This is a genomic window from Bifidobacterium aesculapii (assembly GCF_001417815.1).
GTDB classification, from domain to species: Bacteria; Actinomycetota; Actinomycetes; order Actinomycetales; family Bifidobacteriaceae; genus Bifidobacterium; species Bifidobacterium aesculapii.
Genome location: NZ_BCFK01000025.1, coordinates 19,292 through 36,772 on the forward strand (window position 1 = coordinate 19,292; position 17,481 = coordinate 36,772).

Genomic DNA, 17,481 nt, shown 5'->3' on the forward strand with positions numbered 1-17,481 from the left:
ACATATCGGTTTCGCCGCCCGGCCCCGGAGAGGGACCGACAGACGCGGCACTGAGGACGGAAGGTCGTGCGATGGGCGCATTCGGCATGCAACTACGGTCATGGACCCCGGTGAGGTCGTTGGCGGCGGCCGTCGCCGCGGTCGGTCTCCTGCTCGTCTCCGCCTGTGGATCCGCGTCCGACGACGATGGCCGCGCGCAGGCGCAGGAGGAGACCCGGACCGGCGCGATCGAGGTGGTCTCCTCGGTGAACCAGTGGGGCTCCCTCGCCAAGGAGATCGGCGGGGACGCGGTGGACGTCACGTCGATCCTCTCCTCCACCGGCGTGGACGCGCACGACTTCGAGCCGAAGACCTCCGATCTGGCGAAACTGAGCCGGGCGGAGATCGTGGTGGCGAACGGCGCGGGCTACGACACATGGGCCACCAAGTCACGCGGACCGGACGCCACCCTCGTCTCCGCCGCCCAGATCGTAGGAGCCATGGACGGCGACAATCCGCACCTGTGGTTCTCGAAGGACGCGCGTGCGGGCATGGCCAAGGAGATGGCGGACGCGTTCTCGAAGGCGCGGCCGAAACAGCGCAAGCGATTCGCGGCGAACCTCAAGGCATGGCAGCAGCGTGAACATGAGCTCGACGAGCGCATGGCCTCGTTCGCAGACACGCACGACGACCTGACGTACGGCGCCACCGAGTCGGTGGCCTACTATCTGATGAGCGACATGTCGTTCTCCGACGCCACGCCTAAGGGGTACGCCCAGGCCGTCGCCAACGGGGGCGAGGTGGCCCCCGCGGATCTGCAGACCTTCCAGAAGGCCATCGAAAAAGGCGACGTCGGCATCCTGATCAACAACACGCAGGAGGCCTCCGACGCGACGAACATGCTCGTCGGCACCGCAGGAAGATCGGATGTGCCGGTGGTGGACATCAGTGAGCAGATGCCCGATGACTACGACACGCTCGTCGATTGGATCGGCGCGCTGTCCGATTCGATCTTCACCGCCGTCGACCCGGATTACGGCAAGGACTCCGCCGACGATGCCGGGACCGACACCGGGGACGAAAAGGCGAACACGACCGACCCATCATCGGAATCGTCCGGGAACGCGGACGGGTCGCAGACGCAGACCGGCACGGACGATGCGGGTGACACGGGAGATACAGGCGACACGCAGCCTGACCCCGGACGCTGACCGCTGGGCGCGGCTCAGCTATTGAGAACGGTTGTCAGCATCATTTGCGATAATCCCTCCCGACGAGAACGGACACGTCCGCGGCGTCGAACCGCCGCGGACACAGCATCGGAGAGGATCGGCATGGACGAACGGACCCAGAACGCCATCGTGTTCCGAGGAGCGGCGGTCAGACGGGGCGACAGGACGATATGGCGCGACGGTGATTTCACCATCCCCGCAGGCACCGTCACGGCGATAGTCGGCACGAACGGGGCCGGCAAGACCACCATGATGAAGGCGGAGCTCGGCCTGCTGCCACTGTCGGAGGGCACCGTCACCGTGTTCGGACGTCCGGCGGGCGAGGCGAACAAGCTCATCGGGTACGTGCCGCAAAGCTACGTCTCGGACATCGACTCCAATCTCACCGCGTTCCAATCCGTCCTGCTGGGTCTGACCGGCACCAGGTTCGGCATCCATCCGGTCACACGCGCCCAACGCGCGAAGGCCACCGAGGCGATGGCGTTCGTCGGCATCGCCGACAAGGCGTCGTACCGTCTTTCGGAATTGTCCGGAGGACTGCGCCAGCGCGTCGCCATCGCGCAGGCCATCGTCTCCGACCCGAAACTGCTCATGCTCGACGAACCGCTCGCCAACCTCGATCTGGCATCCCAGCGCGCGGTGGCCCACCTGCTGGCGCGTCTCAACAGGGAACTCGGCATGACGATCCAGGTGGTGGCGCACGACCTGAACATGCTGCTGCCGATCCTGACCGGCGCCGTCTACCTGCTCGACGGCCACCCCCATTACGCCGACATGCGCAAGGTGCTCGACTCCGAACTGCTCACGCATCTGTACGGCACGAACGTGCAGGTCGTCACCACGCCACAGGGCGACATGTTCGTCACCCCCTCGTCCGACGAACCGGAGGGGCACCCGCTGGACATGCATACCGCCTCGGAGGTCGCGGAACTGCACCACCACTCGCACACCCCCGCGATGCACCACCACGCGGACACGCCACAGGGCGGCGGGCCGCTCACTGCCGCCGACGACGAGACGAACACAGCGAACAAGACGAATAGAAGGTGACGTGATGAGCCGCATCGATTTCAGCTTCGACCCGAATTGGATGGACACCCTGTCCGCCCCGTTCATGACCAACGCGTTCCTCGCCGGATTATGCATCGCGTTCGCGGCCGGCGTGATGGGATACTTCACCATCGCGCGCCATTCGACGTTCGCGGCCCATGCGCTCGCGCATATCGGCCTGCCCGGAGCCACCGGCGCCGTGCTGCTCGGCCTGCCCGTATCGCTGGGACTCGGCGCGTTCGCACTGGGCGGCGCGCTGGTGATCGGCGCGCTCGGCAAACGCGTGTCGGAACGCGAGATCGCGACCGGCACCGTGCTCGCCTTCGCGACCGGTCTCGGACTGTTCTTCGCGCGACTGTCCAGCTCCGCGTCACAGCAGATGCAATCCATCCTGTTCGGATCGATCCTGACGATCACCACGGCGCAGATCATCGGATTCGCCGTGTTCGACGTGCTCCTCCTCGCGGTGCTTGCGGTCATCTACCGGCCGCTGTTGTTCAGCTCCCTCGACGAACAGGTGGCGCAGGCCAAGGGCGTGCCGATCGGGTGGATGAACGTGGCGTTCATGGCGATCATGGCCGGGGTCATCACCATCGCCGTACCCGCCGTCGGCACGCTGCTGATCTTCGCGCTGGTCATCACGCCTGCGGCCGCCGCGAACATCCTCGCCGCCTCGCCGCTCAAGGCGATGATGATCGCGGGTGCGACCTGCCTGGCCTCGATTTGGGGAGGTCTGGTCCTGTCCGCGATGTTCCCCGCTCCCCCGAGCTTCGTCATCGTGACGATCTCCACGGTGTTCTGGGGCGTCGCCAAAGCGTTCGACGCGCTGCGCCGGCGCTAGTCAGCCTCGGTGCCGGCCCGTTCGACCAGCGCCGTGGCGATGGCGGCGACGCCTTCGCCACGGCCGGTGAACCCCATATGGTCGGTGGTGGTCGCCGTCACCGATACGGGGCAGCCGGCGGCCTGAGACAGCGCCGACGCGGCCTCCACTCGCCGCGGACCGACCTTCGGACGGTTGCCGATCACCGCGACCGAGGCGGATACCGGCGCGAAGCCCGCCGCGGCCAATGCGCCGACGGTCTCCCGGATCATGTCCGCGCCGTACATGCCGGCTCCATGCGCCGTCGCGCCGACGCCGAACATGGATCCGATGTCGCCCAGCCTCGCGGCGGCGAGCAACGCGTCGATCAGCGCGTGCGCGGCGACGTCGCCGTCGGAATCGCCCTCGAGCCCCGGACCGGCATCCTCCCACCGCAATCCGGCGAGCCGGAACTCCCGTCCGCTCGATGCGTCGGCGAACCTGTGCGCGTCGAAACCCTGACCTACGAACATGATGTCTCCTTCCTCACCGGTGTGCCGCCGTCGAGCCACCGGCCCATGCCACGGCGCAGTCCCGCATATGCGAAGACCCCCGTGACGGGGGCCTTCCATGACGGACGGGGCTCAGCGCTTCCTGCCCTTCTTCTTCTCCGCATCGAGACGGGCCATCGTGTCGGACGCGGCCTCCTCGGGAGCCTGCGTATGATGCTTCTCGTCACCGGGCTGGGGCTCGCTGTATCCGAGATTGACGTCGAGCAGGCGCTGCGCCTCCTCCTCGTCGATCTTCTCCGACAGGGAGATCTCCGACGTGAGGATGGAGCGCGCCTTGGTGAGCATGCGCTTCTCGCCGGCGGACAGGCCGTGCTCATCGACGTCGCGCTGGGCCAGATCGCGCACGACCTCGGCGATCTTGTTCACATCGCCGGTCGCGATCTTCTCGACGTTCAGCTTGTAGCGGCGGGACCAGTTCATCTCCTTCTCGACGATCGGGGTGCGCAGGATTTCGAACACCTTCGCCACCTCGTTCGCGTCGACGATGTCGCGCACGCCGACCTTCTTCGCGTTGTCGACCGGAACGTTGATCACCAGGCCGTCGGAAGACAGCACCGACAGCTGCAGGTACTCGCGGGTGACGCCCCTCACGGTCCGCTCGGTGACCGCCTCGACCCTCGCCGCGCCATGACGCGGATAGACGACCATATCGCCGACCTTGTAACCCATGAAACCTCCGCTGAAAGCTGACCCACAAAAAACCTGAAAGAGTATGCCACCACCTATGGACTTGCCGGCACGTCTCACGCAGTGGACGACGCGACGCGCCAAAACCGCGATGATAACGTTTGTAGCCGTACACTATGGGCATGGCTAATAACACGAACATCAATGACGATACCGTTGCCGTGCCTGTGAACCAGGGCGACCTCGACAAAGTCAGCAACGCTGAATTCTACAACCCCCACGCCATCCTCGGCGCGCACATGGCGAACTACCCCCATGCGGACCAGACCACCATCCGTGTCCTGCGCCCGATGGCCACGAGCGTCTCCATCATCACGCAGAACGGCGAGTACCCCGCCAACCACGAATATAACGGCGTATTCATCGCCGTGGTGCCCTCCGCCACCACGGAGCACGGCTACAGCGTGCCCGACTACCGCGTGAGGGTCTCCTACGCGGACGGCGGCACGTTCGTCGAGGACGATTCCTACCGCTACCTGCCCACCGTCGGCGAGATGGACACGTACCTGTTCGGCGAGGGACGCCACGAGCGCCTGTGGGAGGCGCTGGGCGCGCACGTGCGCCACTACTCCGACCCGATGGGCGACGTGACCGGCGTCTCGTTCGCCGTCTGGGCCCCGAACGCGCATGCCGTGCGCGTGGTCGGCAACTTCAACTCGTGGGACGGGCGCCGCCACGCGATGCGCGCGCTCGGCTCCTCGGGCGTGTGGGAGATCTTCATCCCCGGCATCGGCGCGGGCGAGGTGTACAAGTACCAGATCCTCAACGCCAACCTCGAATGGGTCGACAAGGCCGACCCGATGGAGCGCTCCCACGAGCTGCCGCCGGCCACCGGCTCCATCGTCGTCGACTCGACGCACGAATGGCGGGACGACGCGTGGATGGAGAACCGCGCGAAGACCGATCCGATGGACAAGCCGGTCGCCATCTACGAGATGAACGCCCTGAGCTGGCGCAAGGACGTCGACAACTACCGCGACCTGGCCGACAAGCTGGTCCCATACATCCAGAAGATGGGCTTCACCCACGTCGAGTTCATGCCGTTGGCCCAGTACCCGTTCACCGGATCGTGGGGCTACCAGGTCACCGGCTACTACGCCGTCGACTCGCGCCTCGGCGGCCCGGACGACTTCAAGTACCTCGTCGACCGCCTCCACGAGGCCGGCATCGGCGTGATCATGGACTGGGTGCCCGCCCACTTCCCGAAGGACGCGTTCGCGCTCGGCCGCTTCGACGGCACCCCGCTGTACGAGGACCCCGACCCCACGCGCGGCGAGCACCCCGATTGGGGCACGTACATCTTCAACTTCGGCCGTCACGAGGTGCGCAACTTCCTCGTCGCCAACGCGTGCTTCTGGCTCGGCGAATACCACATCGACGGTCTGCGCGTCGACGCGGTCAGCTCCATGCTGTACCTCGACTACAGCCGCGAACCCGGACAGTGGCATCCGAACATCTACGGCGGACGCGAGAACCTGGAGGCCATCGACTTCCTCAAGGAGGCGAACGCCACCGCATACAAGAACAACCCCGGCATCCTCATGATCGCCGAGGAATCCACCGCATACGCGGGCATCACCGCACCCACCGACCAGGGCGGCGTCGGCTTCGGCCTCAAGTGGAACATGGGCTGGATGCACGACACCCTCGAGTACCTGCACGAGGAGCCCATCAACCGCAAGTGGCACCACAACGAGATCACGTTCTCGATGGTCTATGCGTACTCCGAGCACTACGTGCTGCCCCTGAGCCATGACGAGGTCGTCTACGGCAAGGGATCGCTGTACGGCAAGATGCCGGGCGACGGCTGGCAGAAGAACGCCGGGGTGCGCTCCCTGTTCGCCTACCAGTGGGCGCACCCCGGCAAGAAGCTCACGTTCATGGGCAACGAACTCGCGCAGTGGGGCGAATGGGACCACGACAACTCCATCGACTGGGCCTGTCTGGACTGGGAGGAGCACCGCGAGGTACAGTCCATGGTCGCCGACCTCAACCGGTTCTACAGGGACAATCCCGCCTTCTGGACCCAGGACTTCACCCCCGACGGCTTCCAGTGGCTCACCAGCGACGACGCCGACCACAACACGCTGAGCTTCATGCGCATCGGCTCGAAGGGCGAGACCGTCGTCGTCGTGGTGAACTTCTCGGGCGAGGCATGGTCCGACTATCAGGTGCCGCTGCCCAAGGAAGGCAAGTGGACCGAAGTCTTCACCACGGACGCCAAGAAGTACGGCGGCTCGGGCATCGCCAACGGCACGTTCGAGGCGGACGCCGGCGAATACCACTCGCGCCCGGCCTCGGCGAAACTCACCATCCCCGCGCTCGGCGCTGTATTCTTGAAGCCGGAAGAGTGACGAAAGGCGATAATCCCACAACACACCGTTGAAAGGCGGCACTACACACCATGCTCAATACCACGGCACGCCAACAGGCCACACCCCGCACGGTGCTGGTCGTAGAGGACGAACCGACACTGGCCACGGCCATCGCGCAGCGCATCACCGCCGAGGGGTGGACCGCGCGTGTGGCCGGTGACGGCGCCAGCGCCGTACAGGCGGCGGCGCAGCTCCGGCCGGATCTGGTGATCATGGACATCATGCTGCCGGTGATGGACGGCCTCGAGGCCACCAAGCGCATCGTGGCCGCCCGTCCGGTCCCGGTGCTCATCCTCACGGCGCGTGACGACGAAGCCGACAAGGTGATCGGATTGGGCGCGGGTGCCGACGACTACATGACCAAGCCGTTCTCCATGCGCGAGCTCATCGCCCGGTGCAAGGCGCTGCTGCGTCGCGTCGAACGCGCCAAGGTCATCGCCAAGAACGCCGAGAACGAGAAGATCCTCGATTTCGGCTCCCTGGTCATCGATCCGGCGCAGCGCACGGTGAGCGTCGATGGCGAATACGTGCATCTGACGCCCACCGAATTCGACCTGCTGGCCACCCTCGCTCGCAAGCCCAAGTCGGTGCTCACCCGTGAGAAACTGCTCGAAGAGGTCTGGGACTGGGTCGACGCCTCCGGCACCCGTACCGTCGACAGCCACGTCAAGGCGCTGAGGCACAAGCTCGGCCCGGACATGATCCGTACGGTGCACGGCGTCGGATACGCGTTCGAGCCGCCGGCGGCGCAGTGAGCCGGGGCAACGCATCGATGGGTCCGTCGAATATCCGCCGGGGGCGTACACGTCGCGAGCGTGTACGCCCCCTTGGCGTGTTCTCGTCGCTCAAGCTCGAACTGTGCGCGCTGCTCGTGTTCGCCACGGCGATCGCGTTCACCATGTGCTGGTTCCTGCTCAAATACGGGTGGAGCGGCTGGCTGGCCATGCCCCTGACCCTCGTGGTGGCGCTCGGCATCACCTATCTGTTCTCGCGCGGGCTGACCGCCCGTCTGCGCCAGCTTCGGGATGCCGCCGAAGCCATGGCGGACGGCGATTACACGGTGCGGGTCCCCATGGACGAATCCAGCCATGACGAGGTCGGGCAGCTCGCCAGATCGTTCAACGAGATGGCCGCCGAGCTCCAGCACGCCGACCAGATGCGCCGCGACATGATCGCCAACGTCAGCCATGAGCTGCGCACGCCCGTTTCGGCGCTGCAGGCGCAGGTGGAGAACATGGCGGACGGCGTCACCGAGCCGACGCCGGCGAATCTGGAGGGCATCCTCGACCAGACGCAGCGGCTGAGCGACCTCATCGCGTTCCTGCTCGACCTGAGCCGCATGGAGGCCGGCGCCGCGAGTCTGGAGATCGAAAGCTTCGACTTCGGCGAATTTCTCGACGACACCATCGAGCCGTTGGAGATCGCCGACGGCGGACATGCCCACGACATACACGTGCAGGTGGCGAAGGGCATCATGATGGAGGGCGATCAGGATCGTCTGCGTCAACTGTTCACCAACATCATCGGCAACGCGCTCAAGCACTCCCCCGACGGCACCAGCGTGCTCATCGAAGTGCATGAGGACGAGACGCACGGCACGATCGTCACGAACGTGGTGAACTTCGGCTCGCAGATCGCGCCCGAAGCGCGATCGGACATCTTCCGCAGGTTCGTGAAGGGCAAATCCGGCCCCGGTACGGAGTCGGGCGGCACCGGTCTCGGCCTGTCCATCGCGAGGTGGGCGGCACAACTGCATGGCGGCACCGTCAAGGTCGTCGACGACATGCGTGGCGCCGATTTCGAGATCACGCTGCCGAAACGGCATACTTCGGCGTAGACGCCAACGCCAGACAGGCCGCCACGCGCCCGCCGGCGGCCTCCAGCGACGTCACGCAGGCGCGCATCGTCGCGCCGGTGGTGACGATGTCGTCGATGAGGATCACATCGCACCCACGCACCGATGCGGCGTCGCGCACATTGATATGGGATCCCGTGACCCTCGCCACGCGGCCGGCCCTGCCCATGGTCTCCACGGCCTTCCCCGCGGCGTGCACGGACAGCGCGTCCACGGCACGGGCCCGTACTCCCATGCTCCGGTACCATGCGGCCAGCGAGCGCGCCACAGGCATGAGATGCCGTCGTCCGCGCCGTCGCGCCGAACGCGCCGAGGATGGCGCCGGTACGACGACCATCATCGCCCCGCCGGTGACGGTACGCGTCACCTGTGAGGCGAGCACGCGCATCGCGCCGGACAGCGCGCGATCGCATTCCGCATCCGCGTGGTCCTTCCATGCGAGGATCACGCGGCGTGTGGCTCCCTTGTAGACCGAACACGCGTAGGACGCTATTCCGTCGGCCGGCGGCGTGAACGGGACCACGCATGCGAACAGGGCGGCGCATGACGGGCACAGCACCTCGTCGGGGGCATCGCAGCCCGCACACCCGCGCGGCAATATGAGATTCGTCATATCCGCGACCAGCCCCCGCATCATGGCTCCCCTACGACCTACGCCTTACGAGCGGTGGAGGGGAGGCCTGACGGCACCGCGGCGTGAGCCGGGAGGCGTTCCAACAGCCCGTCGATCAGACGAATGGTGTCGGCGGGATTGGCGACGCGCACGCCCATGGCGCCGGCCTGTGCGGCGGGATAGTCGTTGCCGTCCGGTTCCATGCGGTCTCCCACGAATGCGATGTCACCGACCGCCACGCCCGTGAGACGCGACAGTTCCCGCACCGCGAAGGCCTTGTCGATGCCACGGCCGGCCACGTCGATGCTGGTGTACCCTCCGGCATGCACTTTGAGGTCGGGCAGATCGGCGGCCACGGCTTCGGCCAGTCTGGTCTTGAGCTCATTGGTGGGATCGAACGCCCACTTGGCCTCCTCGGGGGCGAGCTGGCCGAGCACGGACAGGGTGATCTGCGAGCCACGGTCCTCGATGCGTTCGCCCCACACCCGTTCGAACCACAGGCCCTGCTCCCTTGCACGGCGTTCAAGGCTTTCGCGGGCACGAGCGCGCTGCCCGTCGTCCAGGTCATGGCTGAACACCCTGACCCATTCCCCCGCCGACCATCGGCGATAGCAGGTGCCCGACGTGGGCATGAGATGGAGGCGGGAGAGATCGGCCTGCGGTTCGAGCACGTCGAGAATCTGGCTGACGACGAGCCGGTAGCGGCCTCCCGTGATCACCGCCACGTCGATGCGGCGGGTGAGTTCGCTGAACCGGTGCGCCATCTCCGGCCGCATCGGCTTGCGGGAGTTGGCAAGCGTATTGTCCAGGTCGAAGCCGATCAGCCGCATACGCGCGCAGAGCTCATCAAGATCCCATTCGTTCCACGGTTTGATCATCGCAGTCTCCCGTCAGTCGCGGCGCACGCCCACTCATGCATGTATCGTAGTCCGCCGGCCGCGGCGCCATACCGTCGCCGCAGCCGGTCGTGCCGTCGCCATTGCCGTCGGCATGGCCTACAGTGGGTGCCATGCTTGAAGCCCCTTGGAATGAACGAGTATACCGCAACCGCCATGGACGCGGCGTCCGCACCCCGATGTTCGGCACGCGACTTCCCCGTTACCGCACGCGTTCGGGCATGTTCGACGATCTGGTTGCAGCGCATATCCGCAGGCTGGCGCAGGCGTGGCCCCAGCTGGTCAAACCGGTGCAGTTCGCCGTGGAGGACGTGCCTCCGTCCGATCCCGCCCCATGGGAGGCGGAGCCGAGCACGAGTTCGCGTCTGTTCCCGGCCGACCATGGCATGCCGGCGCGAATCGTGCTGTACCGCATGCCGCTGCAGTCGCATACGCGCGGTCGCGACGAGCTGCAGTGGGCGATCCGCGACGAACTCGTCATCCGGCTCGGAGAACTGTACGGGCGCCGACCGGAGGAGCTGGATCCGGATTTCGAGTGGTGACCGGGCGCCGGCCCGTGCGCCTCATCCGACGATGGAGGCGTCCGGGACGGCGCGGACGAGTTCCTCGCGCACGGCAAGCGTATCCGGTGCCACCACGGACAGACCTGCGGTCTTGTCGGGATCGAGCCCGCCTCCGCTGATGCGCGTCGCCCATGAGACCGCCCCGGATTCGTCGGACACGAGGGCGGCGGAGCCTTCGCCCTTCACCGTGGACGTGCCGTGGGCTTTGACGGTCACGTCACGCTCATCGCCGGCCTTGCCGGTATCGTCCATGAACGTGAGCTTCACCGTCACATCATCGTCCGAGGCGTTCACGAAAACGAGCGTCGCGTCGACGCCGTCCGCCAGTGCGACGGCGCTCGAGGCGGACGGCGTGACGGCGGAGAGCAGCGCAAAGTCCTCCTGCCCGTCGGCGCCGGAGCGTACGGCCTTGGCGGAGGCGACGAACGCGGCGCCTTCCCCCGAGACGATGATGCCGTTCGCGCCGGCGGGAGCCTTGCCCAGGTCGAGGACGGATACCTTGTCCACCCCGACCCGCGTCTTGCGGATGGCCTTGGCACCGTCGTCGGTGGCCCAGGAGAGCTCCGCGTCACCGTCATGTTCGCCGTACAGGTACAACGTCACCTTGTCGCCTTCCGCGACACCGGGAATCACGTTCGTCTCCGCCGCTTCGCCCGCGGGCATCGCGAAGTCGGCCCCCTTGGGCGTCAGCCCGCTGCTCGACGTGGTGCGCACCACTGCGGCCACGGGGACGGCATCGCTCGTCACGGTGACGCGGACGCCGTCCTGACCGGAGGCCGCGGCGGACAGATCGACGACGGTCTCACTTCCCGCTGCCACGGTGGCCTTGCCGGCGGTCGACAACCCCATACGCCCGGTCTGCTTGCTGCCGACGACGGTGATGGACACGCCGGTCGACTTCGACGAGGGATTCGCAAGCACGAGCTGCTGGCTCGTGCCGGTGGCCGTGGAGGTCAGCATGAACGACTGGCTCATCGCCGGCGTGACGCAGGTGGCGGCGGAGATGCCGCGCAGGTCGCCTTCGGAGGCGTGCGAGACCACGGTGCCGGTGTGCCCGGAACCATCGCCGGCCTCGAGCAGGTTCGTGGAAAGCAGACGGGAGTAGCCTCCCTCATCCCGCAGCACCATGGCGTCACGGCTGACCGGCTTGTCCGGAGCCTTGAGCGCCACGCTTTTCGCGTCTGCGGACAGGTCAAGCGGGGTGGAGGTGGATGCGTATACGGAACCGAACGCGGCAAGCGCCGTCGCGGTGGTGATGTCGCCGTCGGAGACGCGGTAGCCGCTGTCCCCCCAATCCGTGGAATCCGGCAGCTGCATGCCCGCCGGGCAGTATGCCTCCAGCCGCTCCTGCACTATGCGGTGCGAGGAACCGAGCGCGCCCGACGCCCCGTCGACCAGCCACGCCGGCATGCGGACCACGGCCAGCGCGGCGAAGGCCGCGATCAGCAGCATGCTGGTGACGACCGCCGCGACGATACGCGCCGCCTTGCGCCTTGCACTCCGCCTTTTCGCTGTGTTCGTCGTGCTCATGCCGTCGTGACCTCCTTCCCGCGACCCTTCATTTGAGGGTCATCGCCGTCCGTGACGGCATCGCCGCGTTCGCCGGGAGTGTGGGCGCGCCTCCTGCGCGGCAACGCCACCAGCACGTACAACAGGCTCATCACACCGAGCGAAACCAGCCATGCGTAACGCCAGGGGCTGTGGCTCATGGCACGTTCATGCGTGGTGTCGACGCCTACGCCACGGCCTTCCGCGGCCGTCAGACGATAGTAGGTGCCGTCGGCGGAGGCCACGACGGCCTGCGTGCCGTCCGAGGCGGTGATGTTCGTCGCGAGCTGGTCGGAACCGGATTGGCCGCCGACGACGAACACGCCGCCGAACCCCAGTGCGACGAGCCTTGCCACGGCCTCGTCGTCGCTGTTGGACAGCAGCCTCGCGGCCAGCGCGCCGATTTCGATGTCGGCGGAATCCTTCTGTCCGGCGACCTGCCGTGCACGCCAGGCGGGCGAGGAATCGATGAGATCGCCACGGGAGGTGTCCATGACCGCGTAGGAGACCGATGCGACCGAATCGGCATCCAAGGCGAGGATGCGCTGGTCCGGCTGCCCTTCGAGCATGTCCGTCGCGATCATCGGCAGACCGGAGCCACTCACCGATACAGCGCCCTCGGGATGCCGTGCCGTGGAGAAACCAGTCCATGCGACGACTCCTACGCACAAGGCCACGCACAGGACCACACGGCCGGCGACGACCGCCCACCGCCCACGCATACGGCCGCCGAGGCCTTCGGCGGCACCCGGCGTGCGCAGCGCGACGAACCGGCGGACTGCGCCACCCGCCATGAGACACACGCATGAGAGCGCTCCGAGCATGGCGAACACCAATCCGGGCAGCACGGATCCGGCCACGGGACCTTCGGCGTCCAATGCGACCGCCACACGCGCGGAGGCCAGACTCAGCGCACCGCCGGTCACGATCGTCACCCACATCATGCGCGAAGCCCGCAATGCGAACGGCAGCACCAGGGAGACGACGGCGAGCACGGTCACCGCGACCAGCATGCACAGGGTCGCGGTCGCGAAACCACCTTGCAGGAACTGGTCGAAGCCCGCATCCTCGTCGAAACCGAACGCCCGAATCACGACCTGCGTGAGATTGAGCGCCGCCGGTCGTCCGTCGGTCGAGGAGACCGGAACGGTCATGTCGCCGAACAGCTGCCGCCATTCGCCACGCGAGGCGTAACGCACCGACGCGACCAATGTGGGCGCCGCCAGCAGCGCGGCCGGCAACGGCATGAGCAGCAGCATCGCGCGGTGTCTCGGCACGAACAGCAGGAAGACGAGGAAGGTGACCACCAGAGGCGCCAACAGCTGCGGCTCGGAGGCGACCACCGGCATGTAGCACAGCGACGCGGCGGCGGACGCCTGCACGGACGGGCGCGGTCGCACCGGATCCTCGGTATGGTAGAGGCCGACCGCGCGGAACGTGAACGCGAATGCTCCCGGCAGAAAGACCATCACCGTGAGCATCGCCAGATCGGCGGTCGTGAACAGTCCCAGCGCGAGCGCGAAGGAGACCCACAGCAGACCGGCGATCACACGCACCGCGTCGGAGCGGGTGAACACGCCGGCCAACGCCCAGAAGGACAATGCCGCCAACGGCGCGGCGAGGAAGAACATGACGCTCGTGGCGGCCGCCACATGCCCGCCGGTGAGCAGGGAGACAAGCAGCAGCACCCACAACCAGGGAGCGGGCGGCACGGCGGCGCCGACGCCCACGCCCCACGTCCACTGGGTGGTGGCAGCGGCGGCGAGCTGGCCCAGCGAGGCGTCCGTCGCAAGCCATTGCGCCGAAACCAGCGACCCGCCGCCAAGCGTTTCACGGAAAAGAGACCAATCGAGCGCCAACACCGCGACGAACGCCGCGACGGCCATCGCGGCGGCGAGACCCCAACGGCGCACCGCGCGCATGCGCAGGTGGGAGCGGACCAGCGGACCGAGCAGCACGACGCCACGCTGGTCCTCAAGCGAGCGGGACCGTTCTCGCCACTGCGCGAGCTGCTCACGCGATACGGTGAGCAAGGCGAGACGCTGATGACTCACCCGCGCACCCCGCGCCACATTCCTTCTGGCGCGCATCGCACCCGGCAGGGAGGCGACGGCGCGCCATGGCATGCACAGCTCGCACCACGCCTCATACGGCTGCTTGGCGACGAGACGGGACAATGCGAGGCCGACGGCGGCGATCAGCGACCACAGCCACACCAGAGGCCAGCGCAGCATGGGGATGTCGGTATACCGGTAATGGCGCCAGGCGGACATGACCCGCATGGCGGGGTCGACCGCATTCCGGTCATCCAATCCCAGGCCGTCTGCGGTGCGTACGCCCTCGAAACGGGCGCGACGATGGGCGATGCCCGCCTGCGGAACGACGACCACACGGCCGCCGCCGCGGCAGATCCTGCGGCATAGGTCGGCACCCTCGGCGTAGGTGGTGAACCATGCGTCGATGCCGCCGAAGGCGCGGTAGGTGTCCACCGGCAGCAGCGCGCCCGCCAACGACACGGCGAAGACATCCGCGCGCGCGTCGTACTGCTCCTGATCCGGCTCGCCGTCCACGACGAGCGTGTTGACGCCATGTCCGGAGGCGTAGGCGCCCACGTTGTGCAGACGTTGCGCCTCCCAGTCGAGCTGTTTCGCTCCGAGCAGCGACGCTCCGGGCGTATTGCGCCATGCCTCGACGAGTCGCTCAAGGCAATGCCCGTCGGCCGGCCGGGAATCGTCGTGCAGCAGCCATAGCGCGCGGGTCGTATGGTCCAGACGCGCATAGTCCAACGCCTTGGCGACGGCGTCGCCGAAGGAGGACGCGCCCTGTGCGCGCACGAGACGCACGTCGACGGACACCGTGCCCGGCGCCGATGCCATCAGGGGATCGTGGGCGGTAACCGTCACATCGAACGAGGTGCGCAGCGGCTGCGCCGTGCCGCCGGTGCAGTCCGCCACGACGATCACGCCGGGAAGCACGCTCTGTGAAAGCAGCGACCGCAACGTGTCGGGCAGAAAACGCAAATCATGCTCGACGGTGACGACCACGGCCACCGACGGTTCGACGCCTCGGGCCCGCACATGCGTTCGGGCGGCCAATGCCTCGGCCAGTACCTGACGCACGCCTCCCGTGACGCCGTGGGATTGTTCGAAGTCTCCTGTCACGCCTGCTCCTTGCGCGTTTTCTTGTACCGTCGGCGTTCCCTCTCGCTCATGCCGCCCCAGATGCCGAAGCGTTCGTCATGGTCGATGGCCCATTGCAGGCACTGCTCACGTACCTCGCACCGGGCGCACACCCGTTTCGCGTCACGCGTGGAACCGCCCTTCTCCGGGAAGAACGCCTCCGGATCGGTCTGGGAGCACAACGCCTTGTGCTGCCATGATATGTCCCCGTCCGGCGAGAACAACCCCCACAACAGTTCCTCCAGCGGCTCGTCGGCGGAATCATCGGCAACGCCCCACATGCGCATGACCTCCCTTGCCTGATTCGAGCCCGTTCCTTCGTGTTAGATTACACACATGCGGTTTCGTTTTTGTCAAGTGAGACCGTGTCAATGACGGCGTTCGCCGCGAATCTGTGGTATAGGGGCTCCTCGGCATGGGAAGGACGGTCCGACGGCGCCGATATGCGCCCTCGACCGGTGCTCCCAGCGTCTTTTCACCCGTATGCCGTACAATCGAGGGGATTTTGCCCCCGACAGGAAGGTTTGCGTCCCGTGAGCTCGAAGCGATCCGGTGCCGATATCCCCAACGTCAATGGATGGGGAGACCGTTCCCCCCGCCATAGCGTGGCATTCCGAGTCCAGCACAGACTGCGCGACACCATCATCTGCATCGTGGCGGGCGTGCTCGTGTTCGCGGGAAGCGCCGCCGGCGCCACCCTGCTCGACATCAACGGCACCATCGCCGACGGCGCGGTGGACATCATCTCGCAGAACGGCCAGTCCGCCTCCGCCCAGGTGGTGGACCCCAACGCCGGAAAGTCCATCGAGATCCTCATTCTCGGGCAGGACACGCGAGACGGCGCGAACACCGCCATCGGCGGGGATTTCGACGACGTGCTCGGCACGCACAACGCCGACACGACGATGGTCATGCAAATCTCCGCGGACCGATCCTACATCAACCTCGTGTCCATCCCGCGCGACTCGCTCGTCGACGTGCCGAGCTGCGAGACGTCCAAGGGCACGATGAGCGCGCAGTACGGGGTGATGTTCAACACCATCTTCGCCAACGGCTATGACCAGGGCGGCGACCTCGCCTCGGCGGCCAGCTGCACGATGAACGCGGTGAACTCGTTGACCGGCCTCGACATCCAGAACTTCATCGTCGTCGACTTCAACGGTCTGAAGAACATGATCGACGCCATCAACGGCGTGGACCTGTGCATCCCGGCGGACGTCGAGGACCCGTACACGAACACGTACCTGACCAAGGGATGGCAGCACCTCGACGGCACCGCGGCGACCCAGTACGCGCGTATGCGCCACGGCGCGGGCGACGGCTCGGACGTGCAGCGCACCACACGCCAGCAATACCTCGTCAAGCAGCTGCTCAACCAGGCGCTCGAGAAGAACATGCTCACCCAGTCCGGCCAGCTCTATCAGCTCGCGAAGGCGGCGCTGAAGTCGCTCAACATCTCCAAGGGCCTCGCCAACACCACCACGCTCGCCGGCCTCGCCATGAGCCTGAAGGACCTCCAGGTCTCCCACTTCTACACGCGCACCGTGCCCGTCGTGCAGGCCCCGTACGACCCCAACCGCGTGGTATGGGGCGACGACGCGGACACGCTGTGGTCGAAGATGCGCAACGGCGAGCCGTTCGTCGATCAGACCAGCGACACCGCCTCCGACGACGCCTCGCAGTCCGACCAGACGGACGATTCCACGTCCACCGACGGCCAGCAGAACACCGACGCCACCCAGCAGGGCACGGACCAGCAGGGCACGAACCAATCCGACGCCGCGCAGGCCGGCAACACGAAGGTCGCCGACGGCGTCGAGCAGGACGCCTCCGGGCAATACATCGACACCGCCACGGGAGGCGTCATCGACACCGAGACCGGCATCATCAAGGATGCCGCCACCGGCCAGGTGGTCGGCATCTCGGAGGCCTACCTCAACAACGTGGCGTGCCCTGCCAAACAGTGACGGCCTCCCATGTGCCGGAAATGAGAAAAAAACGGACGGTGCATCCTGCCACCGCCCATGATGTGCAACAGTGACATAAGATTCAGGCATCGACACCCGGGGAGGCGCAATGGCACAGGAAGACGAGGGAACAGGGTTCCAGGGAGCTCCTCCGAGCTTCATCCCC

General features: G+C 66.7%; 15 protein-coding genes. 8 read left to right on the forward strand and 7 right to left on the reverse strand.

The annotated features are described in order from the left end of the window. The first annotated feature begins 86 nt into the window (after positions 1 to 86). The 3 genes from BFAL_RS03505 (at position 87) to BFAL_RS03515 (ending at position 3,102) form a co-directional block, all read left to right on the forward strand. A complete protein-coding gene (locus BFAL_RS03505) occupies positions 87 to 1,190 on the forward strand; it encodes a metal ABC transporter solute-binding protein, Zn/Mn family (protein ID WP_055427056.1) in 1,104 nt (367 codons plus the stop codon). 123 nt (positions 1,191 to 1,313) lie between these two features. After that, positions 1,314 to 2,261, forward strand: a complete 948-nt coding sequence (locus tag BFAL_RS03510) for an ABC transporter ATP-binding protein (RefSeq protein ID WP_082440332.1) — start codon at positions 1,314 to 1,316, stop codon at positions 2,259 to 2,261. 4 nt (positions 2,262 to 2,265) lie between these two features. Further along, positions 2,266 to 3,102 (forward strand): metal ABC transporter permease, encoded by an 837-nt coding sequence (locus BFAL_RS03515; protein ID WP_055427044.1) that lies wholly within the window; start codon positions 2,266 to 2,268, stop codon positions 3,100 to 3,102. On the opposite strand, the gene ispF is transcribed toward BFAL_RS03515, so the two are convergent. Together ispF and BFAL_RS03525 are read right to left on the reverse strand one after the other, a co-directional pair. Then, positions 3,099 to 3,593, reverse strand: a complete 495-nt coding sequence (ispF, locus tag BFAL_RS03520) for a 2-C-methyl-D-erythritol 2,4-cyclodiphosphate synthase (protein ID WP_055427045.1) — start codon at positions 3,591 to 3,593, stop codon at positions 3,099 to 3,101. The genes BFAL_RS03515 and ispF overlap by 4 nt on opposite strands. 111 nt (positions 3,594 to 3,704) lie before the next feature. Continuing rightward, a complete protein-coding gene (locus BFAL_RS03525) occupies positions 3,705 to 4,301 on the reverse strand; it encodes a CarD family transcriptional regulator (protein ID WP_055427046.1) in 597 nt (198 codons plus the stop codon). 140 nt (positions 4,302 to 4,441) lie between these two features. Here BFAL_RS03525 and glgB point away from each other — a divergent pair, with 140 nt between their 5' ends. The 3 genes from glgB to BFAL_RS03540 are packed head-to-tail and all read left to right on the forward strand — an operon-like array spanning position 4,442 to position 8,531. After that, a complete protein-coding gene (glgB, locus tag BFAL_RS03530; protein WP_055427057.1) occupies positions 4,442 to 6,673 on the forward strand; it encodes a 1,4-alpha-glucan branching protein GlgB in 2,232 nt (743 codons plus the stop codon). Positions 6,674 to 6,723: 50 nt separating this feature from the next. Further along, positions 6,724 to 7,449 carry a response regulator transcription factor gene (locus BFAL_RS03535; protein WP_055427047.1) on the forward strand — a complete coding sequence of 242 codons (726 nt, stop codon included), beginning with the start codon at positions 6,724 to 6,726 and terminating at the stop codon, positions 7,447 to 7,449. Between the two features lie 17 nt (positions 7,450 to 7,466). Continuing rightward, the gene (locus tag BFAL_RS03540; RefSeq protein ID WP_055427048.1) at positions 7,467 to 8,531 is read left to right on the forward strand and encodes a sensor histidine kinase; all 1,065 of its coding nucleotides are present in this window, start codon (positions 7,467 to 7,469) and stop codon (positions 8,529 to 8,531) included. Here the strand turns inward: BFAL_RS03540 and BFAL_RS03545 are convergent. Continuing rightward, a complete protein-coding gene (locus tag BFAL_RS03545; RefSeq protein ID WP_055427049.1) occupies positions 8,500 to 9,186 on the reverse strand; it encodes a ComF family protein in 687 nt (228 codons plus the stop codon). The two genes, BFAL_RS03540 and BFAL_RS03545, sit on opposite strands and share 32 nt — an antisense overlap. Before the next feature lie 14 nt (positions 9,187 to 9,200). Further along, complete coding sequence (locus tag BFAL_RS03550) at positions 9,201 to 10,040, reverse strand: HAD-IIB family hydrolase (RefSeq protein ID WP_055427050.1); 840 nt, start codon at positions 10,038 to 10,040, stop codon at positions 9,201 to 9,203. Positions 10,041 to 10,171: 131 nt separating this feature from the next. Between BFAL_RS03550 and BFAL_RS03555 the strand changes: the two genes are divergently transcribed. Continuing rightward, entirely contained in the window at positions 10,172 to 10,600 is a 429-nt protein-coding gene (locus BFAL_RS03555) for a metallopeptidase family protein (protein WP_055427051.1), read from the forward strand. Between the two features lie 21 nt (positions 10,601 to 10,621). Here BFAL_RS03555 and BFAL_RS03560 read toward each other — a convergent pair whose 3' ends face one another. Genes BFAL_RS03560 through BFAL_RS03570 form a run of 3 tightly spaced genes read right to left on the reverse strand, consistent with a single transcriptional unit; the run spans position 10,622 to position 15,629 of the window. Then, a complete protein-coding gene (locus BFAL_RS03560; protein WP_055427052.1) occupies positions 10,622 to 12,151 on the reverse strand; it encodes a DUF5719 family protein in 1,530 nt (509 codons plus the stop codon). Beyond that, positions 12,148 to 15,330, reverse strand: coding sequence for a glycosyltransferase family 2 protein (locus BFAL_RS03565; RefSeq protein ID WP_082440333.1), 3,183 nt, complete (start codon positions 15,328 to 15,330; stop codon positions 12,148 to 12,150). The genes BFAL_RS03560 and BFAL_RS03565 overlap by 4 nt, the downstream gene beginning before the upstream one ends. Further along, the gene (locus BFAL_RS03570; RefSeq protein WP_055427059.1) at positions 15,327 to 15,629 is read right to left on the reverse strand and encodes a WhiB family transcriptional regulator; all 303 of its coding nucleotides are present in this window, start codon (positions 15,627 to 15,629) and stop codon (positions 15,327 to 15,329) included. Before BFAL_RS03570 ends, BFAL_RS03565 begins: the two co-directional genes overlap by 4 nt. Positions 15,630 to 15,881: 252 nt before the next feature. Between BFAL_RS03570 and BFAL_RS03575 the strand changes: the two genes are divergently transcribed. Beyond that, entirely contained in the window at positions 15,882 to 17,315 is a 1,434-nt protein-coding gene (locus tag BFAL_RS03575) for an LCP family protein (protein WP_236691649.1), read from the forward strand. Positions 17,316 to 17,481 lie beyond the last annotated feature (166 nt).

Coding starts and splice junctions, on each gene's coding strand:
- BFAL_RS03535 (WP_055427047.1), top strand. CDS start 6,724: ATGCTCAATACCACGGCACGCCAACAGGCCACACCCCGCACGGTGCTG.
- ispF (WP_055427045.1), bottom strand. CDS start 3,593: ATGTTCGTAGGTCAGGGTTTCGACGCGCACAGGTTCGCCGACGCATCG.
- BFAL_RS03515 (WP_055427044.1), top strand. CDS start 2,266: ATGAGCCGCATCGATTTCAGCTTCGACCCGAATTGGATGGACACCCTG.
- BFAL_RS03550 (WP_055427050.1), bottom strand. CDS start 10,040: ATGATCAAACCGTGGAACGAATGGGATCTTGATGAGCTCTGCGCGCGT.
- BFAL_RS03560 (WP_055427052.1), bottom strand. CDS start 12,151: ATGAGCACGACGAACACAGCGAAAAGGCGGAGTGCAAGGCGCAAGGCG.
- BFAL_RS03555 (WP_055427051.1), top strand. CDS start 10,172: ATGCTTGAAGCCCCTTGGAATGAACGAGTATACCGCAACCGCCATGGA.
- BFAL_RS03525 (WP_055427046.1), bottom strand. CDS start 4,301: ATGGGTTACAAGGTCGGCGATATGGTCGTCTATCCGCGTCATGGCGCG.
- BFAL_RS03510 (WP_082440332.1), top strand. CDS start 1,314: ATGGACGAACGGACCCAGAACGCCATCGTGTTCCGAGGAGCGGCGGTC.
- BFAL_RS03505 (WP_055427056.1), top strand. CDS start 87: ATGCAACTACGGTCATGGACCCCGGTGAGGTCGTTGGCGGCGGCCGTC.
- BFAL_RS03570 (WP_055427059.1), bottom strand. CDS start 15,629: ATGTGGGGCGTTGCCGATGATTCCGCCGACGAGCCGCTGGAGGAACTG.
- BFAL_RS03540 (WP_055427048.1), top strand. CDS start 7,467: ATGGGTCCGTCGAATATCCGCCGGGGGCGTACACGTCGCGAGCGTGTA.
- glgB (WP_055427057.1), top strand. CDS start 4,442: ATGGCTAATAACACGAACATCAATGACGATACCGTTGCCGTGCCTGTG.
- BFAL_RS03545 (WP_055427049.1), bottom strand. CDS start 9,186: ATGATGCGGGGGCTGGTCGCGGATATGACGAATCTCATATTGCCGCGC.